Consider the following 21,537-nt stretch of genomic DNA (forward strand, 5'->3'; position numbering starts at 1 on the left):
CGTGGCCGCCGGCCGCGGCCCCGTCGAAGAGGGCGCGGTGTCCGCCCGGACCGCGACGTCACGGACGAGCAGCTCGGGCGCCTTCGTCCGGGAGACGGCGCCGGCCATGGGCGCGCCCGGCTGACGCCGTCTTTTACTACAGTGATCCCGCCAGTATCCGGTGATCCGTGGATCAGTGAGGTAATCGCGCATCATGCCGACCGAAACGTTTGAGTTCCAGGTAGAGGCCCGTCAGCTGCTCCAGCTGATGATCCACTCGGTCTACTCGAACAAGGACGTCTTCCTCCGCGAACTCGTCTCCAACGCCTCCGACGCGCTCGACAAGCTGCGTCTGGCCAAGCTGCGGGACGACTCGCTCGACGCCGACGTCTCCGACCTGCACATCGAGCTCGAGACCGACGAGGACGCCCGCACCCTCACCGTGCGGGACAACGGCATCGGCATGTCGTACGACGAGGTCGGACAGCTCATCGGCACGATCGCCAACTCCGGCACCGCCCAGTTCCTGCGGGAGCTGCGGGAGGCGCAGGACGGGGCCGGGACGGAAGGGCTGATCGGCCAGTTCGGCGTCGGCTTCTACTCGGGCTTCATGGTCGCGGACGAGGTCACCCTGCTCACCCGGCGCGCGGGCGAGGGGCAGGGCACCCGGTGGACGTCGCGCGGCGAGGGCACGTACACCCTGGAGCGGGTCGACGACGCGCCGCAGGGCACCTCGGTCACCCTGCACCTCAAGCCGGCCGACCCCGACAACCAGCTGCACGACTACACCTCGGTGTGGAAGATCAAGGAGATCGTCAAGCGCTACTCGGACTTCATCACCTGGCCGATCAGGCTCGTCGGGGAGGCGGGCGAGGACGGCGGGGCGGCCGGGCCCGAGACGCTGAACTCGATGAAGGCGCTGTGGGCGCGTTCGCGCGAGGAGGTGTCCGAGGAGGAGTACCACGAGCTGTACAAGCACATCGGCCACGACTGGCGCGAACCGCTGGAGACCATCCAGCTGCAGGCCGAGGGCACCTTCGAGTACCAGGCCCTGCTGTTCGTCCCGTCGCACGCCCCGCACGACCTGTTCACCCAGAACTTCAGGCACGGGCTGCAGCTGTACGTGAAGCGCGTCTTCATCATGGACGACTGCGAGGCGCTGCTGCCGCCGTACCTGCGGTTCGTCAAGGGCGTGGTCGACGCCCAGGACCTCTCGCTGAACGTGTCCCGCGAGATCCTCCAGCAGGACCGGCACATCCGGATGATGCAGCGCCGGCTCACGAAGAAGGTGCTGGCGTCGGTCAAGAGCATGATGACCGGTGACGCCGAGCGGTACGCCACGTTCTGGCGGGAGTTCGGCGCCGTGCTGAAGGAGGGCCTGGTCACCGATCCCGACAACCGTGACGCCCTCCTCGCGGTGGCCTCCTTCGCGACCACGCACGGGGACGGCGGCACGGTCACGCTGAAGCAGTACGTGGAGCGGATGCCGGACGGGCAGGACGACATCTGGTTCATCACCGGCGAGTCCCGGGAGAGCATCGACAACTCCCCTCACATGGAGGCGTTCCGGGAGCGCGGCATCGAGGTGCTGCTGCTCACCGATCCCGTCGACGAGGTGTGGGTCGACGCCGTGGGCGAGTACGAGGGCAAGCGGCTGCGGTCGATCGCCAAGGGCGAGGTCGACCTCGGCGCGCGGGAGGACGACAGGAGCGAGGGCGAGCGGGAGCAGCAGGCCGAGGAGTACGCGGGTCTGCTCGACTGGATGCGGGAGCGGCTGGACGAGGACGTCAAGGAGGTGCGGCTGTCGACGCGTCTGACGGTGTCCCCGGCCTGCCTCGTCGCCGACGCGGACGATCTCACGCCGGCGCTGGAGAACATGTACCGGGCCATGGGCCAGGAGGTGCCGCGCGCCAAGCGCATCCTCGAACTCAACCCCGATCACGCGCTGGTGAAGGGCCTGAACGAGGCGTACGGGCAGCGCGAGGACCGCTCGGACCTCATCGACACCACCGAACTGCTGTACTCCTTGGCCGTGTTGGCGGAGGGCGGCCGGCCGAAGGACCCGGCGCGCTTCGTACGGCTGATGGCGGACCGGCTGGAGCGCACCCTGTGACGTGCCCGTGATCACAGGTGTGCCGGTCCGGCCGGCCCCGGCCTCCGGGCGGCCGCCCGGAGGCGCCGGCCGCGGCGGGTCGGGCCCCACGGCTCGAGGACCGGGATCACCGTCATGAAGGCGTAGGCGGTCGGGGAGGCGACCGGCCCCGTCAGGACGTCGCCGCCGTCGGGCAGCGGATGCCCGGCGGCCACGGCCCCGCCGTGTTCACGCCCGGCCGCAGCACGAGGACCGTGGCGGTGGTCGTGGCCAGGGTGAACCAGAACCCGGTCCGGACCCAGCGGTGCCCCGCCAGCCCCCAGGGCGTGCCCGGAGGCAGGACGAGACCGCTGGGGAGCGTACAGGAGCGCGAGGGGCAGCAGGAGCCGGTCCGCGAAGAGCTTCATGGCCCGGACGGACGCCTCCACCACGGCCGCGGTCCCGCTGGTGTTCGCGGTGACGCCGAGCACGAGCAGTCCGGCGGTGAGTCCGGACCGGCCGGGCGGAGGCGAGGACGCGGACGACGAGGTGGGCCCGGCGTGCGGGGCGGCCGGGTTTCACACGGCCCACGGTGCCGGGCCGGGCGGCACGGGCGTCCGGCAGCGGGAGTGACCGCGCGTACGGACGTCGGCGTACGCGGTCAGCGCCCGCGCAGCCGGCCCGCCCCCGTCAGGGCGCGCCGGGCCGCCTCGGCCAGCCGGGGGCGGTCGCGCACGAAGCGGCGTGCGGCCCTCACCGGCCCCCGGCCCAGCCGGTACGCGGCCCCGCCCGGCCCCGGACGCACCACGGCGCCCTCGTAGACCGTCAGTTCGCGGGTCTTGAGGGAGTCCTTGTAGCGGGCGGGACCGCTGCCCAGGTCGACCACGCGGATGCCGTCGGCGGCGGCCGCCTGGAGCATCCGCAGGTGCAGCACCAGTCCGGGCGAGTACCGGCCGTGGTCGCGGTCGTACGCGGGGAACCACCAGGACAGCACCGTGGCCGAGCGCAGGCCGAAGTGGGCGGCCACGGGGCGGCCGCCCGCGTACAGCACGGAGAGCACTCCGCGGCACCCGGGATCGTCGCCGTGCGCCAGCAGGTCCACCAGCCGGGTGATCCACGGCTGGGCGAACCGGTCCCGGCGGCCCGTCCGCCGGTACTGGGCGGATTTCCAGCGCATCAGCGCCCGTAGCGCCTCCGGGTCGTGGGCGTCGTACACGAACCGCACCTCGCCGACCTGCCGGGCGAGCCTGCGCTCCTTGGCCAGGGTCTGCTTGAGGAAGCCGGGGGAACGGGCGCGCAGCCCGTCGGTGTAGTGCTCGTACCCCCGGTCGAGGTCGACGACCGGGCTCGCGAGCTCCTCGACGGCGTACGGCGTGAAGAGGTGCTGGCCGGCCTCCAGGTTGTCGAACTCCCACGAGGAGAGCGCGCAGGCCGCGAGCAGGCCGCGCGGGTCGAGCCCGAGGCCCGGGCGCAGGACGGCGCCCTGGCTGTCCGACACCCCGAGGCCGATGGCCCGGCCCCGGCCCAACGGCCCCCTCTCGTAGGGGAGGAAGCCGGCCGGGCTCCCGTCGTCCTGCAGGACGGCCACCCTGGCGCCGGGCCTGACCCGTCCGACGGCGGTGGTGAACGCCGGATCGAGGAACGGGTTCTCCGGCGCGCCGGACTCCGCGCGCAGCTGCCTCCACGTCGTGTGCTCGCCCGGCCCGAGTTCGTCGGGCCGCACCACGAGAACGCGCTTTCCCCGCATATGTGCCTCCTGTGTCGTCACGGTCTCCGGGTCACGAGAAGGCCTGCTCGTCACCGTGGGCGGGTTCGGGGGCGCCCGACGGGCACCGCCCGGCCGCACGGCGCGGGCCTCGGGTGGTACCGCCGGGTACGGCCGGGGAGGCGGTCCGTCGCCGTGCGGTGACCGTCGAGGCGGTGCCGGCCGCCCCGGTCGTCCCCGAGCCCTCGGCGGGCGGGCCACCGGCCGGTGGGCGAGGCGTCGCGTTCACCGGGGAAGGGCTCGCCGACGGCCTCGGGCGTTCCGGCCGCCTCCGGCGCCGCGGTGGTCCCGCGCTCCGGCGGTCTCCGGCACCGCCCGGGCCGGCTCGTCGTGCCGGGCTTCCACCTGTGCCACGGGGAGCACCGGGGCGGGCCGGTCCGCCGCCGGGGCACAGGGTCAGGAGCAACGCCGAGGCCGGCAGTACGACTGCCGCCGCCCATCGAGACCGCACCGGTCACCCCTTCGGCATGCGTCCGGCGGGGGTGGGTACACCGGGTCGGCGCCGGGCGGGCCCCCACGCATGTGCGCCCGGCACGTCTTCCAGTAGCGCCGAACGCCTCCGCTCCGTCAAGTCCTCCGCGTCGTGCGGCGGAGGACCCGGTGCGCGTCGGCCGCGGCGCTCCCCGCCGGCCCCGTCCTTCGCGCCGGAGCGCACTTCCCGGCGGGCGGCGAGACCGCACCCACCCGTCCGGGCTCCCGCCACCGTGATGATGTCCCGGCCGAGGCCGCGGCGTGCCCCGGCCGACTCCGGGCACCTGTGACCGGTGAGCTCTCCTGACTACCTCTTCACCCTGCTCGGAGCCGGCGCCCTCGGCGCGGCCGTACTGCCCCGGCTGGTGGCCCGCAGACCGTTGTCGCTGCCGCTGGTGTTCCTCGTCTGCGGGGTCGCCCTCCAGTTGTCCCCCCTGCCCATGCCCGGCATCGACCCGGTGTCGGACCGCACCTGGGTGGAGCACGTCACCGAGGTCTGTGTGATCGTCTCCCTCATGGGCGCCGGCCTCGCCCTGAACCGGCCGTTCGGCCGTCGGCACTGGCAGGGCACCTGGCGGCAACTGGGCGTCACCATGCCGTTGACCATCGCGGCCGTGGGCCTCCTGGCCTGGGGCCTGCTCGACTGGCCGCCGGTCGCCGCGCTGCTGCTGGCGGCCGTGCTGGCGCCGACCGATCCGGTGCTCGCCTCGGAGGTGCGGGTGGGCGCGCCCACCGACTCCGAGCACGACGAGGACGAGGTGCGCTTCACGCTGACCAGTGAGGCCGGGCTGAACGACGGTCTCGCCTTCCCCTTCGTCATGGCGGCCGTCGCGCTCGCCGCCGCGGGCGGGCGCCCCACCGGCGACGGGATCGCCCACTGGGTGCTGGTCGACGTGCTGTACAAGTGCGCGATGGGCGTGTCCGCGGGGCTCGCCGTCGGCGCGCTGCTCGGGTGGCTGTTCTTCCGGGCGGGCCGACAGGCGATGCGGCTGTCCGAACACCGGGAGGGGTTCGTCGCCCTCGGCGCCACGTTCCTCGCCTACGGGGTGACGGAACTGCTGCACGGCTACGGCTTCCTGGCCGTGTTCGTCACCGCCTGCCGGATCCGCCGGGCGGAGCGCGCCCACGGCTACCACATGGTGCTGCACGACTTCGTGGAGCAGGTGGAGCGGCTGCTGACCGCCGTGCTGCTGTTCCTGCTCGGTGTGTTCGTCGCACAGGGCGGGCTGGCGTCGCTGACCTGGCAGGGGGCGGCCGTGGGTCTGCTGCTGCTGTCGGTGGTCCGGCCGCTGACCGCGTGGGCCGCCCAGTCGGGTACCTCCGCCGGCTCCCGCGAACGTGTGGTGACCGCCTTCTTCGGGGTCCGCGGCATCGGCTCGCTGTTCTACCTGGCCCACGCGCTCGGCTCCGCCGGTTTCGGCGTCCCGGCCGGGCAGTTGTGGGCGGTGGTGACCTTCACCGTGCTGGCGTCCGTCGTGCTGCACGGGGTGAGCGCCACCCCCGTCATCTCGCGCCTCGACCGACTGCGGACCCACCGGGCCCGGGCGGGCGGTGAGGGACCGGGTCCGAACGAGGCCGAGGTGGCGGGCGAACGGCTCTGACCGTTCCGCTCCCCGACGAAAGGGAGCTCCCCGCGTGGGACCTCCCGGAGCAGCCCTCCGGAGGTCCCGCGCCCTCGGCGCCGACCGGATCGGGACAGGATGCCCGAGTCACACGGGGATCGACCCCCGCATTGGCATAGACCTGACACCCATCAACTCGCTAAGCTCTGCTCAACTCAGGCTGAGAGCGCTCTCACACTGCGGTTGTTCCACCCCCACCTTGCTGGAACGACGAAGGACACCTCCCATGAGACGCACCGGACTCACGCGTGCCGGAGTGGCCGCCCTGCTCCTGATCGGCAGCTGGACCGCGGCCGGCACCCTGCCGGCCGCGGCACAGAACGCCCCCGACTCCCCCACCCGCACCGCCGGCTCCGCCCCCGCCTCCGCCGGCCTGCTGGAGGCGATGCAGCGGGACTTCGGACTGACCCGCGCCGAGGCGGAGAACCGGCTGGCCGCCGAGCGGAAGGCCACCGATCTCGCGCCCGAGGCCCGCAGGGCCGCCGGGCCCGCCTACGGCGGCGCCTGGTTCGACGCCGGGAGCGAGAAGCTGACCGTGGCCGTCACCGCGGACGCCGACGCCTCGACGGTACGGTCCCTGCGCGCGTCCGGCGCGACCGTCCGCACCGTCGAGCACAGCGCGCGGCAGCTCGACGCCGCCAAGTCCCGCATCGACCGCCTCGACGCGCCCTCGGGCGTCAGCAGCTGGGCCGTCGACCCGGCCGCCAACACGGTCGTCGTGAACGTCGTCGCCGACAAGCGCGCCGACAACGATGTCCGCTCCTTCGTGGACGAGGCCCTCGAGGCCGGACCGGTCACCGTGCGGACCGTGAAGGCCGCGGCGGAGACCTTCGCCGCCGGAACGGTGGGCGGTGACCCGTACTACACCGGCAGCGTCCGCTGCTCCATAGGCTTCTCGGTGCACGGCGGCTTCGTCACCGCCGGGCACTGCGGCGGCGTCGGCGGCCAGGTCAGGGGCTGGGACGGCTCGTACATCGGCAACTTCCAGGGCTCCTCGTTCCCGGGCAACGACTACGCCTGGGTGAACGTGGGCAGCGGCTGGTGGACGGTGCCGGTGGTGCTCGGCTGGGGCACCGTGCCGGACCGGCTGGTGCGCGGCTCGGCGGAGGCGCCGGTCGGCGCCTCGGTCTGCCGCTCCGGCTCCACGACCCGTTGGCACTGCGGCACCGTGCTGGCCAAGAACGAGACGGTCAACTACAGCCAGGGCGCGGTGCACCAGATGACGAAGACCAGCGTCTGCGCCGAACCGGGCGACTCGGGCGGCTCGTTCATCAGCGGCGACCAGGCGCAGGGCGTCACCTCCGGCGGCTGGGGCAACTGCTCCGGCGGGGGTGAGACCTGGTTCCAGCCGGTCAACGAGATCCTCAACCGCTACGGGCTGACGCTGCACACGACCTGACCGGCCACGACCGGGAGCGGGCCCCGCCGGGCGACCGGCGGGGCCCGTTCCTACGCGCAGCCGTAAGCCCCTCCCCGCAAAAGTTACCGTGCCGTAACTTACCCGCGGGTTACCGATGGTAAGTAAGCGCTGCTAGTTTCCGGTTCATCTTCCTGGAGCAGAGCGAGGAGTGAGCCGTGAGCCGTATCAGCAGCGTGCTGACCACCGTGGTCGCCACGACCGCCTGCGTCTGCGTGTCCGTGCCGCCCGCCGCCGCGAGCGACCCCGTGGTGTCACGGGGCGTCACCATCCCCGCCTTCTACACCCCGCCCGCCGAACTGCCCGCGGGCGACGGCGTCCTGGTCCGCCACGAGCCGCTGCGCCTCGGACCGAGTCTGCCCGGTCTGGACGGCCGCACCCTGCCCGGAACGGCGACCCGGCTGATGTACACCTCCACCGACTCCAACGGGCGGCGGGTCGCCGTCACCGGCGCCTACATCGAGCCGTCCGCCGGCTGGAAGGGCGGCGGGCCCCGCCCCCTGGTGGTCGTCGGCTCGGGAACCATGGGGCAGGGCGACCAGTGCGCGCCCTCGCTGGCCCTGCAGAACCCGCTGATCCTGACCGGGGAGACGTTGTCGGTCGGGTACGAGAACCTGGCCGTCCACCGGCTCCTCGCCACCGGCGCCGCCGTCGTGGTGACCGACTACGTCGGGCTCGGGACGACCGACCGGCTGCACACCTACGTCAACCGGCTCGACCAGGGACACGCCATGCTGGACGCGGCCCGCGCGGCCCGCTCCGTGCCGGGCGCGTCGGTCACCGCCGACTCGCGCGTGGGCATGTACGGCTACAGCCAGGGCGGCGGGGCCAGCGCGTCCGCCGCCGAACTGCACTCCGCCTACGCGCCGGAGGTGAAGCTGGTCGGCACCTACGCCGGCGCGCCGCCCGCCGACCTGACGGCGGTCATGAAGGGCATCGACGGCAGCGCCCTGGCGGCCGCGCTGGGCTGGTCGATCAACGGTTTCGCCCAGGCGGAACCCGCGTTGCGGGAGGTCGTCGACCAGCACGTCAACACCACCGGCCGGGCCGCCCTCGACAGCATCGGCACCAGCTGCGTCGGGGACGCGATCCTCAGCCACGGCTTCACCAAGAGCGGCAAGTGGACCAAGGACGGCAGTTCGCTCGCCGACGTCATCGCCGACGAGCCGGACGCCCGGGCCGTCCTCGACGAGCAGCGCATCGGCGGGCTCGAGCCCACCGGCCCGGTCCGCCTGGCCAGTGGCGTCCAGGACGACATCGTGCCGCACGCGCAGTCCCGCCGGCTGGCCCTGGACTGGTGCCGCAAGGGTGCCGACGTCACCTACAAGGCCGTCGTGCTGCCCGACCTCGGCGACAAGATCCTCACCAACCACCTCGCGCCGCTGCTCACCGACCAGGGTGCCGCGGTGAAGTGGCTGACCGACCGGCTCGAGGGCGAGCCGACGGCCTCCAACTGCTGGACCATGCCGGTCCAGCCCTGAGCCGCCGGCCAAGCGACGAGCCCCGTACCGGAATTCCGGTACGGGGCTCGTGACGGAGCGCCGGGCAGGCCTTGCACCTGCATCTCCCCGCAGGAAGCGGGGCGTCTTTCCTTGGACCACCAACGCACGGTCGGGCTCCGGAGGCTTCCGTCGCCATGACCTGGGACAACCATAGCGGTGATCGCCTCAGTAGTCACATCGGTCACATGAGCGCCGGAGCGGGAAGCATTCCGAGCAGGCGTCGGGCGGTCCGTCAGTCCCCGGCCGGAACCGCTCGCGGCGCCGGTACCGGCTGTCCGGCGGCCGCCCGGGCGAAGTTCTCCTCGACCTCCGCCCTCTCCGCCGCGTTCGGGTACGGGTTCGTGCACGCCACGCCCGCGGAGGAACCGGACATCAGACTGGAGCAGGGCCCGGGCTTGCGGTCGGGCAGGCCCAGGATGTGACCGAGCTCGTGGGACGAGATCCGGACCGTGTTGTACCCCTGGTTCACGGCCTGGCGGCCGATGTAGACGGTGCCGTTGCCCAGGGAGCCCGGCAGCGCGCGCGGCCAGCCGTTGTCCGCCAGGACCCGGATGTTGGCGCGCTGCCCGGACGCCACCGGGCGCAGTTCCACGGCGTCGACGCTCCCGTTCCAGATCGCCGCGCCCCGGTCGACCGCGGCCCGGAACTCCGCGGAGCCGCTCGCGTCGTAGGTGAGCACCCGGACGGCGACCGGTGGCGCGGTCTCCTCGGGCGGCGCGGCCACGGCCTGGCCGCCCAGCAGAGCCAGGGACATCGTGGCGACCGCGGCCAGGCCGCCGGTCATCCTGCGAACGTGCATGGTCGACCTCCATGTGGGGGAAGGTAGTCGTGCACATGACACACTTGGCGTTCCTGCCCCACCGGCACGGCCGCCAATCCCTCATTCCGGCCGGGCGGGAAGCGGCAGCGCCGCATGCCGTGGAAGGGACCGGCCGGACTTCCTGATCGCTCGGGGGCACCGTGGGCAGAGGTCCACACCATCCCACGGGACGCCCCCGCCCGCACCACCGGAGAGCCGCCGATGAACCACATCGCCCGCCCCGAGCGTCACGACGGCACCATGCGCCACCGGCGCACCGGCCGCTCGGGACTCGGCCTCCCCCCGCTGTCCCTCGGGTACGGGCACGACTTCGGCGACGACAAGCCGTCCGAGACGCAGCGCGAGATCGCCCTGCGCGCCTTCGACCTGGGCCTCACCCACCACGACCCGGCGAACGGCCACCGCGGCCCGCGGGTCACCTCGCTGGTCATCGGCGCCTCCCGCACCGAGCGGCCGGAGCGGAACGCCGCAGCGCCGGAGAACCCCGGCTCCAGCGGCGAGGCGCCGGCCGGGCTCGACGCGCACGCCGCCGAGGGCGGCGGCGGCCTGTGGCGCGGGGCCCGGCCGGGCGCGCCGGGCCGAGCCTTCGGGGGCGGTGCGAGGTGTGCACCGCCGCGTAAGGGGGAACTGCGGTGCGGTGAGCCGCTTGGCCCCCCACACAGTTCGGACGGCCGTATGCAGACCTTCCTGCCGTACCCCGACTTCTGCGAGTCGGCGCTGGTGCTCGACCGGCGCCGGCTGGGCAAGCAGCGGGTGGAGACGATCCAGGTGCTGCGCGGTCTGACCGTGCCGGGCTACGGGTGGCGCCGCCATCCCGCGGTCCGCATGTGGACCGGCTACGAGGAGGCGCTGGTGCGGTACGGCCTGGAGATCTGCCGGGTCTGGCGGGACCGGGGCCACCAGGACAGCTGTGCCGCCACCCTCGTCGCCGACCTCGCCCGGGTACGGCCCGGAGCGCCGGTGCGCGGCCAGCGGGAGCTGGCCGAGGCCGGGGAGCTGCCGCCCTGGCTGGGGGACGACGCCGTCCACCGCAGCCACCGCTCGGCGCTGCTCCGAAAGGAACCGGACGTCTACACGGAGTTCTTCCCCGGGGAACCGGACGACCTGCCGTACGTCTGGCCGTCGTCCGACCGCGATCCCGAGGCGGCCGGCGGCTGACCCCGGCGCCCCATCCCCGGGGCCGGCCGGGGTGCCCGGCCGGCCGTCACCGCGCGGACAGGTAGTCCTCCACCCCCGGCGCCGCGTGCGCGTCCTCCGCGTTCACCACGCCGCCGACCGCCTCGGCGTCGGGCCTGAGCACATAGGTCTCGACGCTCGCGGGGCGGTCGACGTCGGAGAAGTTCTGCGGGGTGCCGAGGCCGGTGTCGGCGTTCGTCTGCGCACGGTGCGCCTTGACGACGTCCTCGCGGGTGAGCCCGCCCGCCTCGCAGGCCTTCTCCAGGTCGGTGCCCATGAGCTGTGCGGCGTTGTACCCGGACAGCACCCCGGAGTCGACCGGCGAGTCCGGGTACTTCTTCCGGTACGACGCCACCATGTTCTTCACGCCCGGCAGATCGGAGCTGACCGCGGGCGCCGCGCTCACGACGCTGAGCATGGCCGCCAGCGCCGGCGCGGCGGGGGTCTTCATCAGCTGGGGCGCGAAGCCGGGGGCGCTGCTGACGACGGGGACCTTCAGACCGCGGGAGGCCGCGACGCCGACGAGGGAGGCCGTCTGCGCGGGTCCGGCGCTGATCAGGACGGCCTTCACGCCCTCCTTGCGCAGGGCCGATACCTGGGCGGACAGGTCGGTGTCCGTGGCCTTGATCTTCTGCCCGGCCACCTTCAGTCCGGCCTTCCGGGCCGCCCAGGTGGATCCTTCCAGCGCGTTGGCGCCGTAGTCGCCCTCGAAGTAGACGTGGCCGACCGTGTCGCCCTTCTTCAGGCCCTTGGTCCGGGTGAGGAACTCGACGGCGGCGATCATGTCGACGTCGTAGGTGGTGCCGAGCACCTGGATGGCGTCCTTGCCGAGCAGGGAGGCCGCCCAGGCCTGCGGGAAGGTGAGCACCTTGTCCCGCTCGATGTCGTCGAGCAGCGCGGCGACCACCGGGGAGCCGATGACCTGGGGCATCGCCACGACGTCCGGGGCGATGTCGGCGTAGGCGGTGACCGCCTTCTGCACGTCGTAGCCGTGGTCCTTGACGACGATCTCCACCTTGCGGTCGCAGATGCCGCCCTCGGCGTTGGTCTCGTCGGCCCACATCTGCTGGGCCTGCACGATGCTCTTGCCGAGGGTGGCGTAGGGGCCGGTCAGGTCGGTGAGGGCGCCCAGCCTGATGGTGCCGGCGTCGACGCCGGGTCCGGTGCGGACGCCGTCGGCGGCCCCGCCGCCCTTGTCGCCGTCGTCCGCCTTGGAGCTGCATCCGGTGGCCGCGAGCAGCAGGGCGAGGGCGCCGGCGAGGACGGTCCCAGCGGTGCGGTGCCGGGTGCGGCGGGTGCGGTGCGTGGTGTTCACGGGGTGTGCTCCTTGGATCGTGCGGCGGTCGGTCGTGGAGGCGGGGGGACGACGGCGTCCGGGGTCGGGGTACGGGTCCGGCGGCGCCGTACGCGGTCCCGCGCCCGGCGCGCCAGGCCGTGCAGGCCGTCGGGGGCGTACAGCAGGACCAGGACGATCGCCGCGCCGTAGAGGTAGCGGGCCGCCTCGGTGGGGCCCACGGCGCCCTCGGCGGAGCCCGGGGCGGTCACCAGCGGGAGCTGGTCGGCGTAGCGGGTCATCAGCAGCGGCAGCGCGGTGACGAAGACGGCGCCGGCGGTGGCTCCGGCGACGGAGCCCAGGCCGCCGATGACGATCATCGCGAGGTAGTCGACGGAGAGGGCGAGGGAGAAGTAGTCCGGGACGACGCGGCGGAAGGCGAGCGCCAGGAGCACCCCCGCGAGGCCCGCGTACATCGACGACACCACGAAGGCCGCCGAGCGGTGCCGGGCGACGTCGACGCCCATCACGGAAGCCGCGGTCTCGCTGTCGCGCAGGGCCGCCAGTGCCCGGCCGGGGCGTGAGCGCAGCAGGCCGCGGGCGGTGAACCAGGTACACGCGAACAGGGCCAGGCCCAGGAACCACAGCCGTTCCTCCGCGCCGAACGGCACGCCGAGGACGGTCAGTTCGGGGTCGCTCCGAGCGAAGGCGAACCCGCCGAGGGTCAGCGGGGGCACGGAGCGGCCGTTGAAGCCGCCGGTGACGGAGTCGGCGGTCAGCAGGACGTGGTGGCCGAGGAAGACCAGCGCGAGGGTGGCGATGCCCAGGTAGATGCCCTTCACCCGGGCGGCCACGGGACTGAACAGCCCGCCGGCCGCTCCCGCGAGCAGGACCGCGAGGAGCGCGGCGAGGGCCGGCGGCAGTCCCGGTCCGGGTTCGCCGGCCAGCCAGGCGTAGCCGTAGGCGCCGACGGCGAGGAAGAAGGCGTGGCCGAGCGAGAGCTGTCCGGCGGTGCCGCTGAGCAGGGCGAGGCCGACGGCGCCGATGGCGGCCGCCATGGAGAACAGTCCGATGCGCAGCCAGAAGGCGTCCAGGTAGAACGGCGGCAGGCACAGCGCCACGGCGAGCAGCGGGAGCGAGACCCGGCGGCGCGTGAGGGCGACGGGGAGCCGGTCAGACACGGGCCGCCCCCTTCGCGCCGAACAGCCCGGTGGGCCGCACGAGGAGGACGAGCAGCATCACGGCGTACGGGGCGACGTCGCCGAAGCCCTCGCCGAGGACGTGCAGTTCGGACTGGTAGCCGACGACGAGCGCCTCGGTCAGGCCGATGATCAGGCTGCCCGCGAGGGCGCCGGCCGGGGAGGCGAGGCCGCCGAGGATCGCGGCCGGGAAGGCGTTGAGGGCGATCTGTCCGGTGGTGCGTTCCAGTCCGGGCGCGGGGAACGCGGCGAGGAACACGGCGGCCAGCGCGGCGAGCGCGCCCGCCAGGCACCAGGCGCCCGCGCGGACCCGGCCGAGCCGTACGCCCATGAGCGCGGCGGCCTCCAGGTCCTCGGCCGCCGCCCGCAGGGACAGCCCCCAGGAGGTGAACCGGAAGAGCGCGAACACGCCGCCGATGACCACGGCCGACACCACGATCGCGGCGAGCCGGCTGTCGGCGACGGTCACCGGGCCCAGTGCGGTCACCGCGTCGCCCCACGGGTCCCCCAGGGACAGCAGGTCGCCGCCGATGCGCCGGGCCAGGTCGGTGAGCAGGACGATGTCGATGCCGATGGTGACGATGGTCTGCACATGGGCGGAGTGGGCGTCCTGGCCGCCGCGTTGCAGCAGGAACCGGTCGAGCGCGCCGGCGAGGGCGGCCGTGGTGAGGACCGCCAGGGCGAGCGCCCCGGCGAAGCCGAGGTCGTCGTGGAGGACGGCGGTGAGGTAACCGCCGAGCAGGAGCAGGGAGCCGTGGGCGAAGTTGAGCACGCCGGAGGCCTTGAAGATGACGACGAAGCCGAGGGCGACCAGCGCGTAGACCGCGCCGAGCGCCAGTCCGCCGAGGACGTTGTCGAGGAGTGCCGTCATGCCGCGTCCTCCCCGGTCGCGTCGGTGCCGAGGTAGGCGCGCAGCACCTCGGGGTCCCGGCGGACCTCCTCGGGGGTGCCGTGGGCGATGGGCTTGCCGAAGTCGAGCACGGTGACGTCGTCGGCGAGGCGCATGACGAGGCCCATGTCGTGCTCGACGAGGACGACGGACAGGCCGAGTTCGGCGCGGAGTTCGCCCACCACCTCGGCGGTGCGGGCGCGTTCGGCGGCGTTCATGCCGGCCACGGGTTCGTCGAGGAGCAGCACGCGGGGCTCCAGGCAGAGGGCGCGGGCGAGTTCGACGCGCTTGCGGTCGCCGTACGACAGCAGCGCGACGGGACTGTCGAAGTGCCGGTCGAGACCGGTGAGTCCGGCGATCTCACGCGCTCTGCCGAGGTGTTCGCGCTGCTCCCGCACGGCGCTCGGCAGGCGCAGCGCGCTCGCGGCGAACCCGGCGCGGGACAGGGCGTGGCGCCCGAGCATCAGGTTGTCGGCGACGGTGCCGTGGGTGGTGACGATGTTCTGGAAGGTGCGGGCGACGCCGAGCGCGGCGATGCGGTGCGGCGCGAGCCGGGTCAGCTCGGTGCCGCCGAGCGTCACCCTGCCGGCGGCCGGGCGGCACAGGCCGGACAGCACGTTGAAGCAGGTGGACTTGCCGGCGCCGTTGGGTCCGATGAGCGCGTGCACCGAGCCCGGGGCGACGGTGAAGGAGACGCCGTCGAGGGCGGTGAGTCCGGCGAAGCGCACGGTGACGTCCCGTACGTCGAGCACGGGCGGTGCGGTGGTGGTGCGGTCGGTCACGCCGCCCCCTGGTCCTCGGCCGGCTCGCCCAGGTAGAGGCGGCGTACGGCGTCGGTGCGCGCGAGTTCGTCGGCGGGACCGGACAGGCGGGTCTCGCCGACCTCCAGGACGTGCGCGTGGCCGGCGAGGGAGAGCGCCATGCCGGCGTTCTGCTCGACGAGGAGCACGGCGGTGCCCTGGGCGTTGATCTCGCGGATCACCTCGGCGATGCGGTACACCATCTGCGGGGCGAGGCCGAGGGAGGGCTCGTCGAGGAGCAGCAGGCGCGGGGCGGCCATCAGGGCGCGGCCGATGGCGAGCATCTGCTGCTCGCCGCCGGAGAGCAGACCGGCGGCCTGGTGGGTGCGTTCGGCGAGGCGGGGGAAGAGCGTGAAGACCCGGTCGCGGGCCTCCTGGGCCTGGGCGCGTCCGCGCCGGCCGGGGCCGAGGCCGCCGGAGCGCAGGTTCTCGTCGACCGAGAGTCCGGCGAACACCCGTCGTCCCTCGGGGACCTGGACGACTCCGGCGCGTACCGCCGCGACGGGGTCCTTGCCGTCGAGCACCGTCCCGCCGTAGCGGATACGGCCGGCCGTGATCGCGCCGCGGTGCAGGCGCAGCGTGCCGGACACGGCCCGCAGCAGGGTCGTCTTGCCGGCGCCGTTGGCGCCGAGCAGGGCGACGACGGCGCCGTGCGGCACGGTCAGGGACACGGAGCGGAGAGCGGACAGCGCGCGCCCGTACGTCACGTCGACGTTCTCGACGTGCAGCGCGGGCGGGCCGTCCGGTGGTGCTTCGGGCATCACGACTCCTCGGGGCCGGGCCGCGCGGGGCGGTCACGGCTTCGGGGGAAGGGGGCCTCACGACAGCACGGTGGCGGGCGGCCGGTACAGGCTTCGGCACCCGTACGCTGCGGCGTACCAATGGGGGCGGGCGGGGGTTGTGCGGGTGCCCAGACGCCGGTGCCGGGGTGGCGGGGCGGGGCGGCGGTGGCCGCCCCCGGCTGGGCGCCTCCCCCCCCAAAGGGGTGCCCCCAGCGCCCAGCCGTGCCGTCCCAGCGGCACGGCTGCGCGGGAGTGGTGCGGTTGCCCGGTGTCAGGTGAGGAGGGTGCGGGCGCTCAGGGCGAGGCTGACCTCCACGAGGTCGGCGGGGCGGGAGAGGGAGCGGCCGGTGAGTTGTTCGTAGCGGCGGAGGCGGTTGAGGACGGTGTTGCGGTGGCAGTACAGGCGCCGGCCGGCCCGTTGGGCCGAGCCGTCGCAGGCCAGCCAGGTGGCCAGGGTGTCCAGCAGGGTCTCCGCGTCGGCGGGTTCGAGACGGGCCAGCGGGCCCAGCAGCCGCTCGGCCAGCGCGGCGCCGAGTTCGGGACTCGACGCCACCAGCGCCGCCGGCAGGTGCTCGGTCAGGTGGACCGTGCCGCCAGCCTGGGGGCACAGGCTCAGCGCGGTGTCCGCCAGCCGCCGCGCCTCCCCCACGGCGGACAGCCCGTCGACCTCGCTGCTGACGCCCACCCGCGCACCGGCCGGCGGCTCCTTCGGCACGACCGACTCCGTACCGTCCTCGACCAGGACGATGCCGTGATCGGCGTCCACGCCCGTGTGCCAGTGCACGCGCACACCCGGGGCGAGTTCCGCCTGGGCACCGGGACAGCCGGCGGGCCGGCCGCCGGCGACCGCGACCACCACGTACCGGCCGTGCTCGGGCATGCCGAGTGCCTGCGCGGCCTCGGGCAGGTCTGCGATCCTGCTCGTGCCGTCCAGCAGGGCCGCGGCCAGCAGACGCACCCTGTTCTCCCTCCGCCACGCCAGCTGCCGCTCGGTCTGCCGGTAGGCGTCCGCGACGAGGGTGCAGTGCTCGTCGACGAAGTCCCACACGTCGGACGCCACGTGCACCAGCAGCCGTACGTCCTCGGGCGCCGTCCGGGACGTCTCGTCGACCAGGCCCTGCCACACCAGCGAGCCGCCCAGCCGGAAGGCGTGCAGCAGGGCGTCCAGCGGCAGCCCCTGCTCGGCGCGCGTGGAGCCGATCTTCCAGGAGCAGCGCCGCGCCGCGTCACGGGCGCCGCGCGGATCGAGCAGGGAGGAGATGCTGTGCCGCAGCGAGCGGTGCACCTCCTGCCAGGTCCCGGTGGCGTCGTCCTCCACCGCGGCCCGGTAGGCGGGCTCCTGCTCCTGCAGCGCGGCGACCAGCCCGTCGGTGAGCTGGGGCAGGTCGTCCAGCAGGACGCGGGCGGCCCGGTGCAGCACGCGCAGCGCGTCGGCGTCGATCAGCGACCGCACGCGCGGTGTCCGGGGCCGCGCAGCGGGCGCGGGTCCAGGGCGCAGCAGGGTACGTGGCCGTACGGCGTGTTGCATCGCGCATCTCCCCCAGGGTCGGCTTCCCGGCGGTGCCCGTGCGGCGGTCGTCCCCGTATCGGCGCCCGGCCGGTACGGGGAGCCCGTGGGCCGGCCGCCGTCGGACTCGTCCTGCCCGAAGGATGACATACCGTCCGGTCGGTCCCTAGGGTCGTGCAGCGGTCTTTTCCGGCTGTTCGACGAGGCGGACCAGCTCGACCCGGGACCGCACCCCCAGCGTGGCGAAGATGTTCCGCAGGTGGTAGTCGACGGTGCGGGTGCTGACGGACAGGCTCAGGGCCACCTCCCGGTTGGTGGCGCCCTCGGCGACGCGCCGTGCGATGCGCAGCTGCTGCGGGGTCAGCCGGGACAGCTCCCCGGCCCCCGGCCGGGCGGGGGCCGCGCCGCCCGCCCGCGACTCGGCGGCGGCCTGCTGCGCCCACAGGTGCGCGCCGCAGCGCTCGAAGCCCATCAGCGCCTCCCCGAGACGGTTCCGCGCCTCGCGCAGCCGGCGTCTGCGCCGCAGCCACTTCCCGTAGAGCAGTTCGGTGCGTGCCCGCTCGAAGTCCCCGGCCGTCTCCTCATGGCGCTCCAGGGCGCGCAGGTACAGGGGGCCGGCCGCGTCCGGGGCGGCCAGGAGGGCGCGGCAGCGCAGGAGTTGGGCGGGGGCCTGTGGGTCGGCTCCGCAGCCGGCCCACAGGGCGAAGTCCTCGACGACCGCGGCCGCGTCCTCGGGACGGCCGGCGAGCGCGGTGGCCTCCACGAAACAGGGGACGGCGAGCATCCACACCGCGAAGTGGCCGCGGCGCGCGCCGGGGCGGACCAGGGGCCCCAGCCGGTCCGCGGCCTCGCGGGGGCGGCCGGCGCCGAGGTCGGCGCGGGCCGCGGCCCACTGGGCGAGCGTCGCGGCCTGCGCGAGTCCGTGCCGGCGGGCGGTGCGCAGGGCCGCGGCGACGTGCTCGGCGACGATCTCCCGCTCCCCCTCGATGGACGCCGCGAGCGCCAGCACCGCGTGGTGGTGGGCGGCCGTGTTCCGCTGTCCGGTCCGCGACGCGGTGCGCAGCCCTTCCTCGGCGTGGGTCCGGGCGAGCTGGTGGTGGCCGGCCCGCAGTTCGGCGTAGGCCAGGTACTCCAGCGCCCTCGGTTCGAGAGCGGCGCAGCCGAGGGTGCGGGCCGCGGCGAGCGCCCGTGCGCCGGCCCGGCGGGCGGCGGTCAGGTCACCGAGCATGAGCGCGGCGGAGGCGGACCGCAGGAGCGGCTCGGGTCCGTCGCCGGACAGCCCCCGCTCGACCACCCGCCGCAGCGGGTCGGCGGCACGGTCGAACCGGCCCAGGAGGACGGCCCGCATCCCGTCTCGGTGGTCCCTGAGCAGCCCGGAAGACGGGGCGGCGCCCTGCGCGCCGTCCCCGACGGCGGCTCCTTCGCCGCCCGCGGATCCCGCACCCGGCGTCCCCCCGCCGAAGACGCCCCGGCCGGCCGCCGCCCCACCGGGGACCCCGTCGACGGCCGCCCGTCCGGCACCGCCCGCGACGGGGACCCCGGCGGCCGGAGACCCGGCGGTCGGCGTGTGCCTCGTGGGGGGCGTGAGGACGCGGAGGCAGGAGGCCGGGTCGCCTGCCGCCCAGGCGGCGTCCGCCGCTCCCAGGGTCGCCGCGCCGGCGGCCTCGTGGCCGGCCCCGGCGAGCAGCCCCGCGGCCAGCAGGAAGGACTCGCGGGCGTCGTCCACCGGCCCGTCGGCGAGGAGCACCGCACCCCGCAGGAGTTCCGCGCCGGCGCGTACGGAGGCGGGGGCCGGACGGCTCCGGGCGGCGTCGAGCAGGCGCAGGGCCTCGGGAGGGCGCCCGGCGAGCAGGGCCTGTTCCGCGGCGGCGATGCGGCGGCGCGCCCGCTGCGCCTCGTCCGCCGTCAGTTCGGCGGCGCGGACGAGCACCCGGCAGCGCAGCCCCGGCGGCGCAGAGGCCGCTGCCGCCGCGAGTTCGGCGGCGAGGGCGGGTGCGGGGCCCGTGACGGTCCAGGAGCGGTGCAGCAGCGCGAGGACACCGCCCGCGTCCGTGCCCGGCAGGCACGCGGCCAGTGCGCGGTGCACGGCACGGCGTCGTTCGGGCGGCGCACCGGCGTACACCGCCCGCCCCAGCAGCGCGCTGCGGAACCGCAGGCGGCCCTCCGCCAGGACCAGCACCTCGGGCAGCGGAGGCGCCGCACCGGCCCCGGCCGCCCGCCGTACGAGGTCCGCGTCGGCGTCCGGCTCCCCCGTCGCCCGCACGGCGGCCGCCGCCGTCAGCAGCAGGCCGGCCCGCTCCGGCGGTACGCCGGTCAGGCACCCGCCGGCCACCCCGGTGAGGGCCTCCCCGTCGGCCAGCGGCCGGGGCAGCGCCCGGCGCCCGGCGAGCTGGGCGGGCGACAGCCGGTGGATCAGCGCGAGCAGCAGCGCGGGGTTGCCCTCGGCCGCCGTCACCAGTTCCTCGCGCACACCGGGGTCGACGGCGCCGCCGGTCACGTCGTCGACCGCACGGGCCGCCTCCCCGGGCGCCAGCGGACCCAGCCGCAGCACGGGCAGTGCCGCCAGCTCCCGGTCGACGGGCCGGTGTCCGGGAACCGTGAGGAGCAGCCCCGCCCGGACCCCCGCCGCGCGCACCCGCGCGGCGGCGTGTCCCAGCGCGGCGCGCGACGCGGCGTCCCACAGGTGCGCGTCGTCCACGCACACCAGGAGCGGCGCCCCGCCGGCCGCCGCGCGCAGGACGTCGAACAGCGCCTCCCCCGCCGTGCCGTCCCCCGCGACCCGCGCGGTGCGGCCGGCGGCGCGCAGCAGGGTGCGCAGGCCGCTCAGCGGCGGTGCGGCACGGCCGGGGTCGGCGCGTACGTGCCACACCGGTCCGGCGTGGAAGGAGCCGGCGGCGTACTCGAGGAACGCCGTACGGCCGCAACCGGGTTCACCGGTCACGACGCGGGCGCCGCCGTCGGTGCTCAGCCCGTCCAGCAGCCGGTGGACCGCCTGCCGCCCCGGGGTCGTCTGTCCGGTCATTCACTCGACCTTACTCACGCGTAAGGTGAAGTGGAGGGGGCCCGTCCACGAGTGTGCCGGGGCACAGGGCGCCCGGCGCCCGGCAGTGCGCGCGCACAGACGCCGGCGGCGGCCCGCGTCGTGCGCGGACCGCCGCCGGGTGGTCGTTCGGCGGGAGCTCAGGAGGTGTGCGGGCAGTTGCCCCGGGACTCCTCGACGGTCAGGCCCGGCCGCGGCAGCGGGCACAGGAACCGCTCGTAGCGGGTGTCGTTGTCGATGAACCGCTTCAGCCAGGAGACGCTGTACTTCGCGATCGTCGTGTTCGACGAGTTGGGCGTGAAGTGGGTGGCGCCGTTCAGCTCGATGTAGGCCCGGTCCAGGGAGGACGGCAGGCCGGTGTAGAGGGGCTCGGCGTGGCTGGAGACGGGGGCGACGGTGTCGCCGTCGGCGCCGAAGAGGAGGGTGGGGGTCCGGACCTCGGGCCAGGTCTTGTCGAGGTTCCAGGGCGTCAGCGGGATGGCCGCCTGGAGCGAGGGCCGGTCCTTGGCGGCCTCGAGGCTTCCGCCGCCGCCCATCGAGTGGCCCATGACCCCGAGCCGGCTGCTGTCGATCCGGCCGCGGACCGCGCTGCGCTGGGTGAGGTAGTCCAGTGCGGCGAGCAGCTGGTCACCGCGGGAGGCCGGCTGGTCGAGGGTGGTGTTGGTGTCGATGGTGAACACCACGAAACCCTGGGAGGCCAGACGCGGCCCCAGCCAGGCGATGGAGGACTGGTAGGCGGTGAAGCCGGGCGAGACGGCGATCGCCCCGAAGGTGCCGTCGGCGGTGCTGGTCGGGTAGTAGATGGTGCCTCCGCCGAAGCCGGTGACGGCCAGCGAGGAGACGGAGACGTCCGACACGGCGTACGGGCCGCGCAGCGCCTCGATGCTCGATTCGGTCGGCGCCGGGCCGCGCTCGTAGGGGTTGTCGGCCGCCCGGGCACTGGGGCCGCCGAGGGTGGTGAGACCGACGACGGCGGCGACGGCCGCGGCCAGCGCGGCGAGCCTGCCGGTCCTGCGCCCGCTGGTGTGGGGGTGCTGCTGCACGACGAGTGGTCCTCTCTGTCGCGGCGGGCGGCCCGCCCGGCCGGTGCACGGGGAGCCGTGCGTGGTGGGGGACGTGCCCCGGCCGGGGGCGCCGCCGGTTGACTGGGGTGCCACTGTCGGAGAGGAGAGGGCCGGCGCGGACCGGCAATCTCACCGGTCTCGTGCGCCGTGCCGGGCGTCC

At 74.8% G+C, this 21,537-nt stretch carries 15 protein-coding genes and 1 pseudogene; 5 read left to right on the forward strand and 11 right to left on the reverse strand.

The genetic code is table 11. The features are described from left to right. Window positions 1-193 precede the first annotated feature (193 nt). Window positions 194-2,092, forward strand: a complete 1,899-nt coding sequence (gene htpG, locus ACZ8ZB_RS02085; protein ID WP_470736001.1) for a molecular chaperone HtpG — start codon at window positions 194-196, stop codon at window positions 2,090-2,092. 11 nt (window positions 2,093-2,103) lie between these two features. Here the strand turns inward: htpG and ACZ8ZB_RS02090 are convergent. Together ACZ8ZB_RS02090 and ACZ8ZB_RS02095 are read right to left on the reverse strand one after the other, a co-directional pair. Next, window positions 2,104-2,632, reverse strand: a pseudogene (locus ACZ8ZB_RS02090) (DUF2269 domain-containing protein). Window positions 2,633-2,711: 79 nt separating this feature from the next. After that, window positions 2,712-3,797, reverse strand: coding sequence for a GNAT family N-acetyltransferase (locus ACZ8ZB_RS02095; protein ID WP_470736002.1), 1,086 nt, complete (start codon window positions 3,795-3,797; stop codon window positions 2,712-2,714). Window positions 3,798-4,579: 782 nt separating this feature from the next. On the opposite strand from ACZ8ZB_RS02095, the gene ACZ8ZB_RS02100 reads away from it, so the two are divergent. The 3 genes from ACZ8ZB_RS02100 (at window position 4,580) to ACZ8ZB_RS02110 (ending at window position 8,806) form a co-directional block, all read left to right on the forward strand. Continuing rightward, complete coding sequence (locus ACZ8ZB_RS02100; protein ID WP_470736003.1) at window positions 4,580-5,887, forward strand: cation:proton antiporter; 1,308 nt, start codon at window positions 4,580-4,582, stop codon at window positions 5,885-5,887. A gap of 247 nt (window positions 5,888-6,134) precedes the next feature. Continuing rightward, a complete protein-coding gene (locus ACZ8ZB_RS02105) occupies window positions 6,135-7,307 on the forward strand; it encodes a S1 family peptidase (RefSeq protein ID WP_470736004.1) in 1,173 nt (390 codons plus the stop codon). 176 nt (window positions 7,308-7,483) lie between these two features. Next, on the forward strand, window positions 7,484-8,806 hold the full coding sequence (locus ACZ8ZB_RS02110) for a lipase family protein (protein WP_470736005.1): 1,323 nt from the start codon (window positions 7,484-7,486) through the stop codon (window positions 8,804-8,806). A 253-nt stretch (window positions 8,807-9,059) separates the two neighbouring features. Here ACZ8ZB_RS02110 and ACZ8ZB_RS02115 read toward each other — a convergent pair whose 3' ends face one another. Further along, window positions 9,060-9,626 (reverse strand): snapalysin family zinc-dependent metalloprotease, encoded by a 567-nt coding sequence (locus ACZ8ZB_RS02115; protein ID WP_470736006.1) that lies wholly within the window; start codon window positions 9,624-9,626, stop codon window positions 9,060-9,062. A 696-nt stretch (window positions 9,627-10,322) separates the two neighbouring features. Between ACZ8ZB_RS02115 and ACZ8ZB_RS02120 the strand changes: the two genes are divergently transcribed. Beyond that, window positions 10,323-10,805, forward strand: coding sequence for an MSMEG_6728 family protein (locus ACZ8ZB_RS02120; protein ID WP_470741402.1), 483 nt, complete (start codon window positions 10,323-10,325; stop codon window positions 10,803-10,805). Window positions 10,806-10,851: 46 nt separating this feature from the next. Here the strand turns inward: ACZ8ZB_RS02120 and ACZ8ZB_RS02125 are convergent, their stop codons facing one another. The 8 genes from ACZ8ZB_RS02125 to bdeA form a co-directional block, all read right to left on the reverse strand. Next, window positions 10,852-12,138: an ABC transporter substrate-binding protein gene (locus tag ACZ8ZB_RS02125; RefSeq protein ID WP_470736007.1), complete on the reverse strand. Its 1,287-nt coding sequence runs from the start codon at window positions 12,136-12,138 to the stop codon at window positions 10,852-10,854. Continuing rightward, window positions 12,135-13,277 carry a branched-chain amino acid ABC transporter permease gene (locus tag ACZ8ZB_RS02130; protein WP_470736008.1) on the reverse strand — a complete coding sequence of 381 codons (1,143 nt, stop codon included), beginning with the start codon at window positions 13,275-13,277 and terminating at the stop codon, window positions 12,135-12,137. Before ACZ8ZB_RS02130 ends, ACZ8ZB_RS02125 begins: the two co-directional genes overlap by 4 nt. Next, a complete protein-coding gene (locus tag ACZ8ZB_RS02135; protein ID WP_470736009.1) occupies window positions 13,270-14,166 on the reverse strand; it encodes a branched-chain amino acid ABC transporter permease in 897 nt (298 codons plus the stop codon). The genes ACZ8ZB_RS02130 and ACZ8ZB_RS02135 overlap by 8 nt, the downstream gene beginning before the upstream one ends. Next, window positions 14,163-14,966, reverse strand: coding sequence for an ABC transporter ATP-binding protein (locus ACZ8ZB_RS02140; RefSeq protein WP_470736010.1), 804 nt, complete (start codon window positions 14,964-14,966; stop codon window positions 14,163-14,165). The genes ACZ8ZB_RS02135 and ACZ8ZB_RS02140 overlap by 4 nt, the downstream gene beginning before the upstream one ends. After that, the gene (locus ACZ8ZB_RS02145; RefSeq protein WP_470736011.1) at window positions 14,963-15,745 is read right to left on the reverse strand and encodes an ABC transporter ATP-binding protein; all 783 of its coding nucleotides are present in this window, start codon (window positions 15,743-15,745) and stop codon (window positions 14,963-14,965) included. Before ACZ8ZB_RS02145 ends, ACZ8ZB_RS02140 begins: the two co-directional genes overlap by 4 nt. A gap of 292 nt (window positions 15,746-16,037) precedes the next feature. Continuing rightward, entirely contained in the window at window positions 16,038-17,294 is a 1,257-nt protein-coding gene (locus ACZ8ZB_RS02150; RefSeq protein ID WP_470736012.1) for an RsbRD N-terminal domain-containing protein, read from the reverse strand. A 145-nt stretch (window positions 17,295-17,439) separates the two neighbouring features. Beyond that, complete coding sequence (locus ACZ8ZB_RS02155) at window positions 17,440-20,295, reverse strand: helix-turn-helix transcriptional regulator (RefSeq protein WP_470736013.1); 2,856 nt, start codon at window positions 20,293-20,295, stop codon at window positions 17,440-17,442. A gap of 158 nt (window positions 20,296-20,453) precedes the next feature. Further along, window positions 20,454-21,356 carry a bis(hydroxyethyl) terephthalate hydrolase gene (gene bdeA / locus ACZ8ZB_RS02160; RefSeq protein WP_470736014.1) on the reverse strand — a complete coding sequence of 301 codons (903 nt, stop codon included), beginning with the start codon at window positions 21,354-21,356 and terminating at the stop codon, window positions 20,454-20,456. Between the last annotated feature and the right edge of the window lie 181 nt (window positions 21,357-21,537).

Source organism: Streptomyces sp. 12E (genome assembly GCF_055633275.1).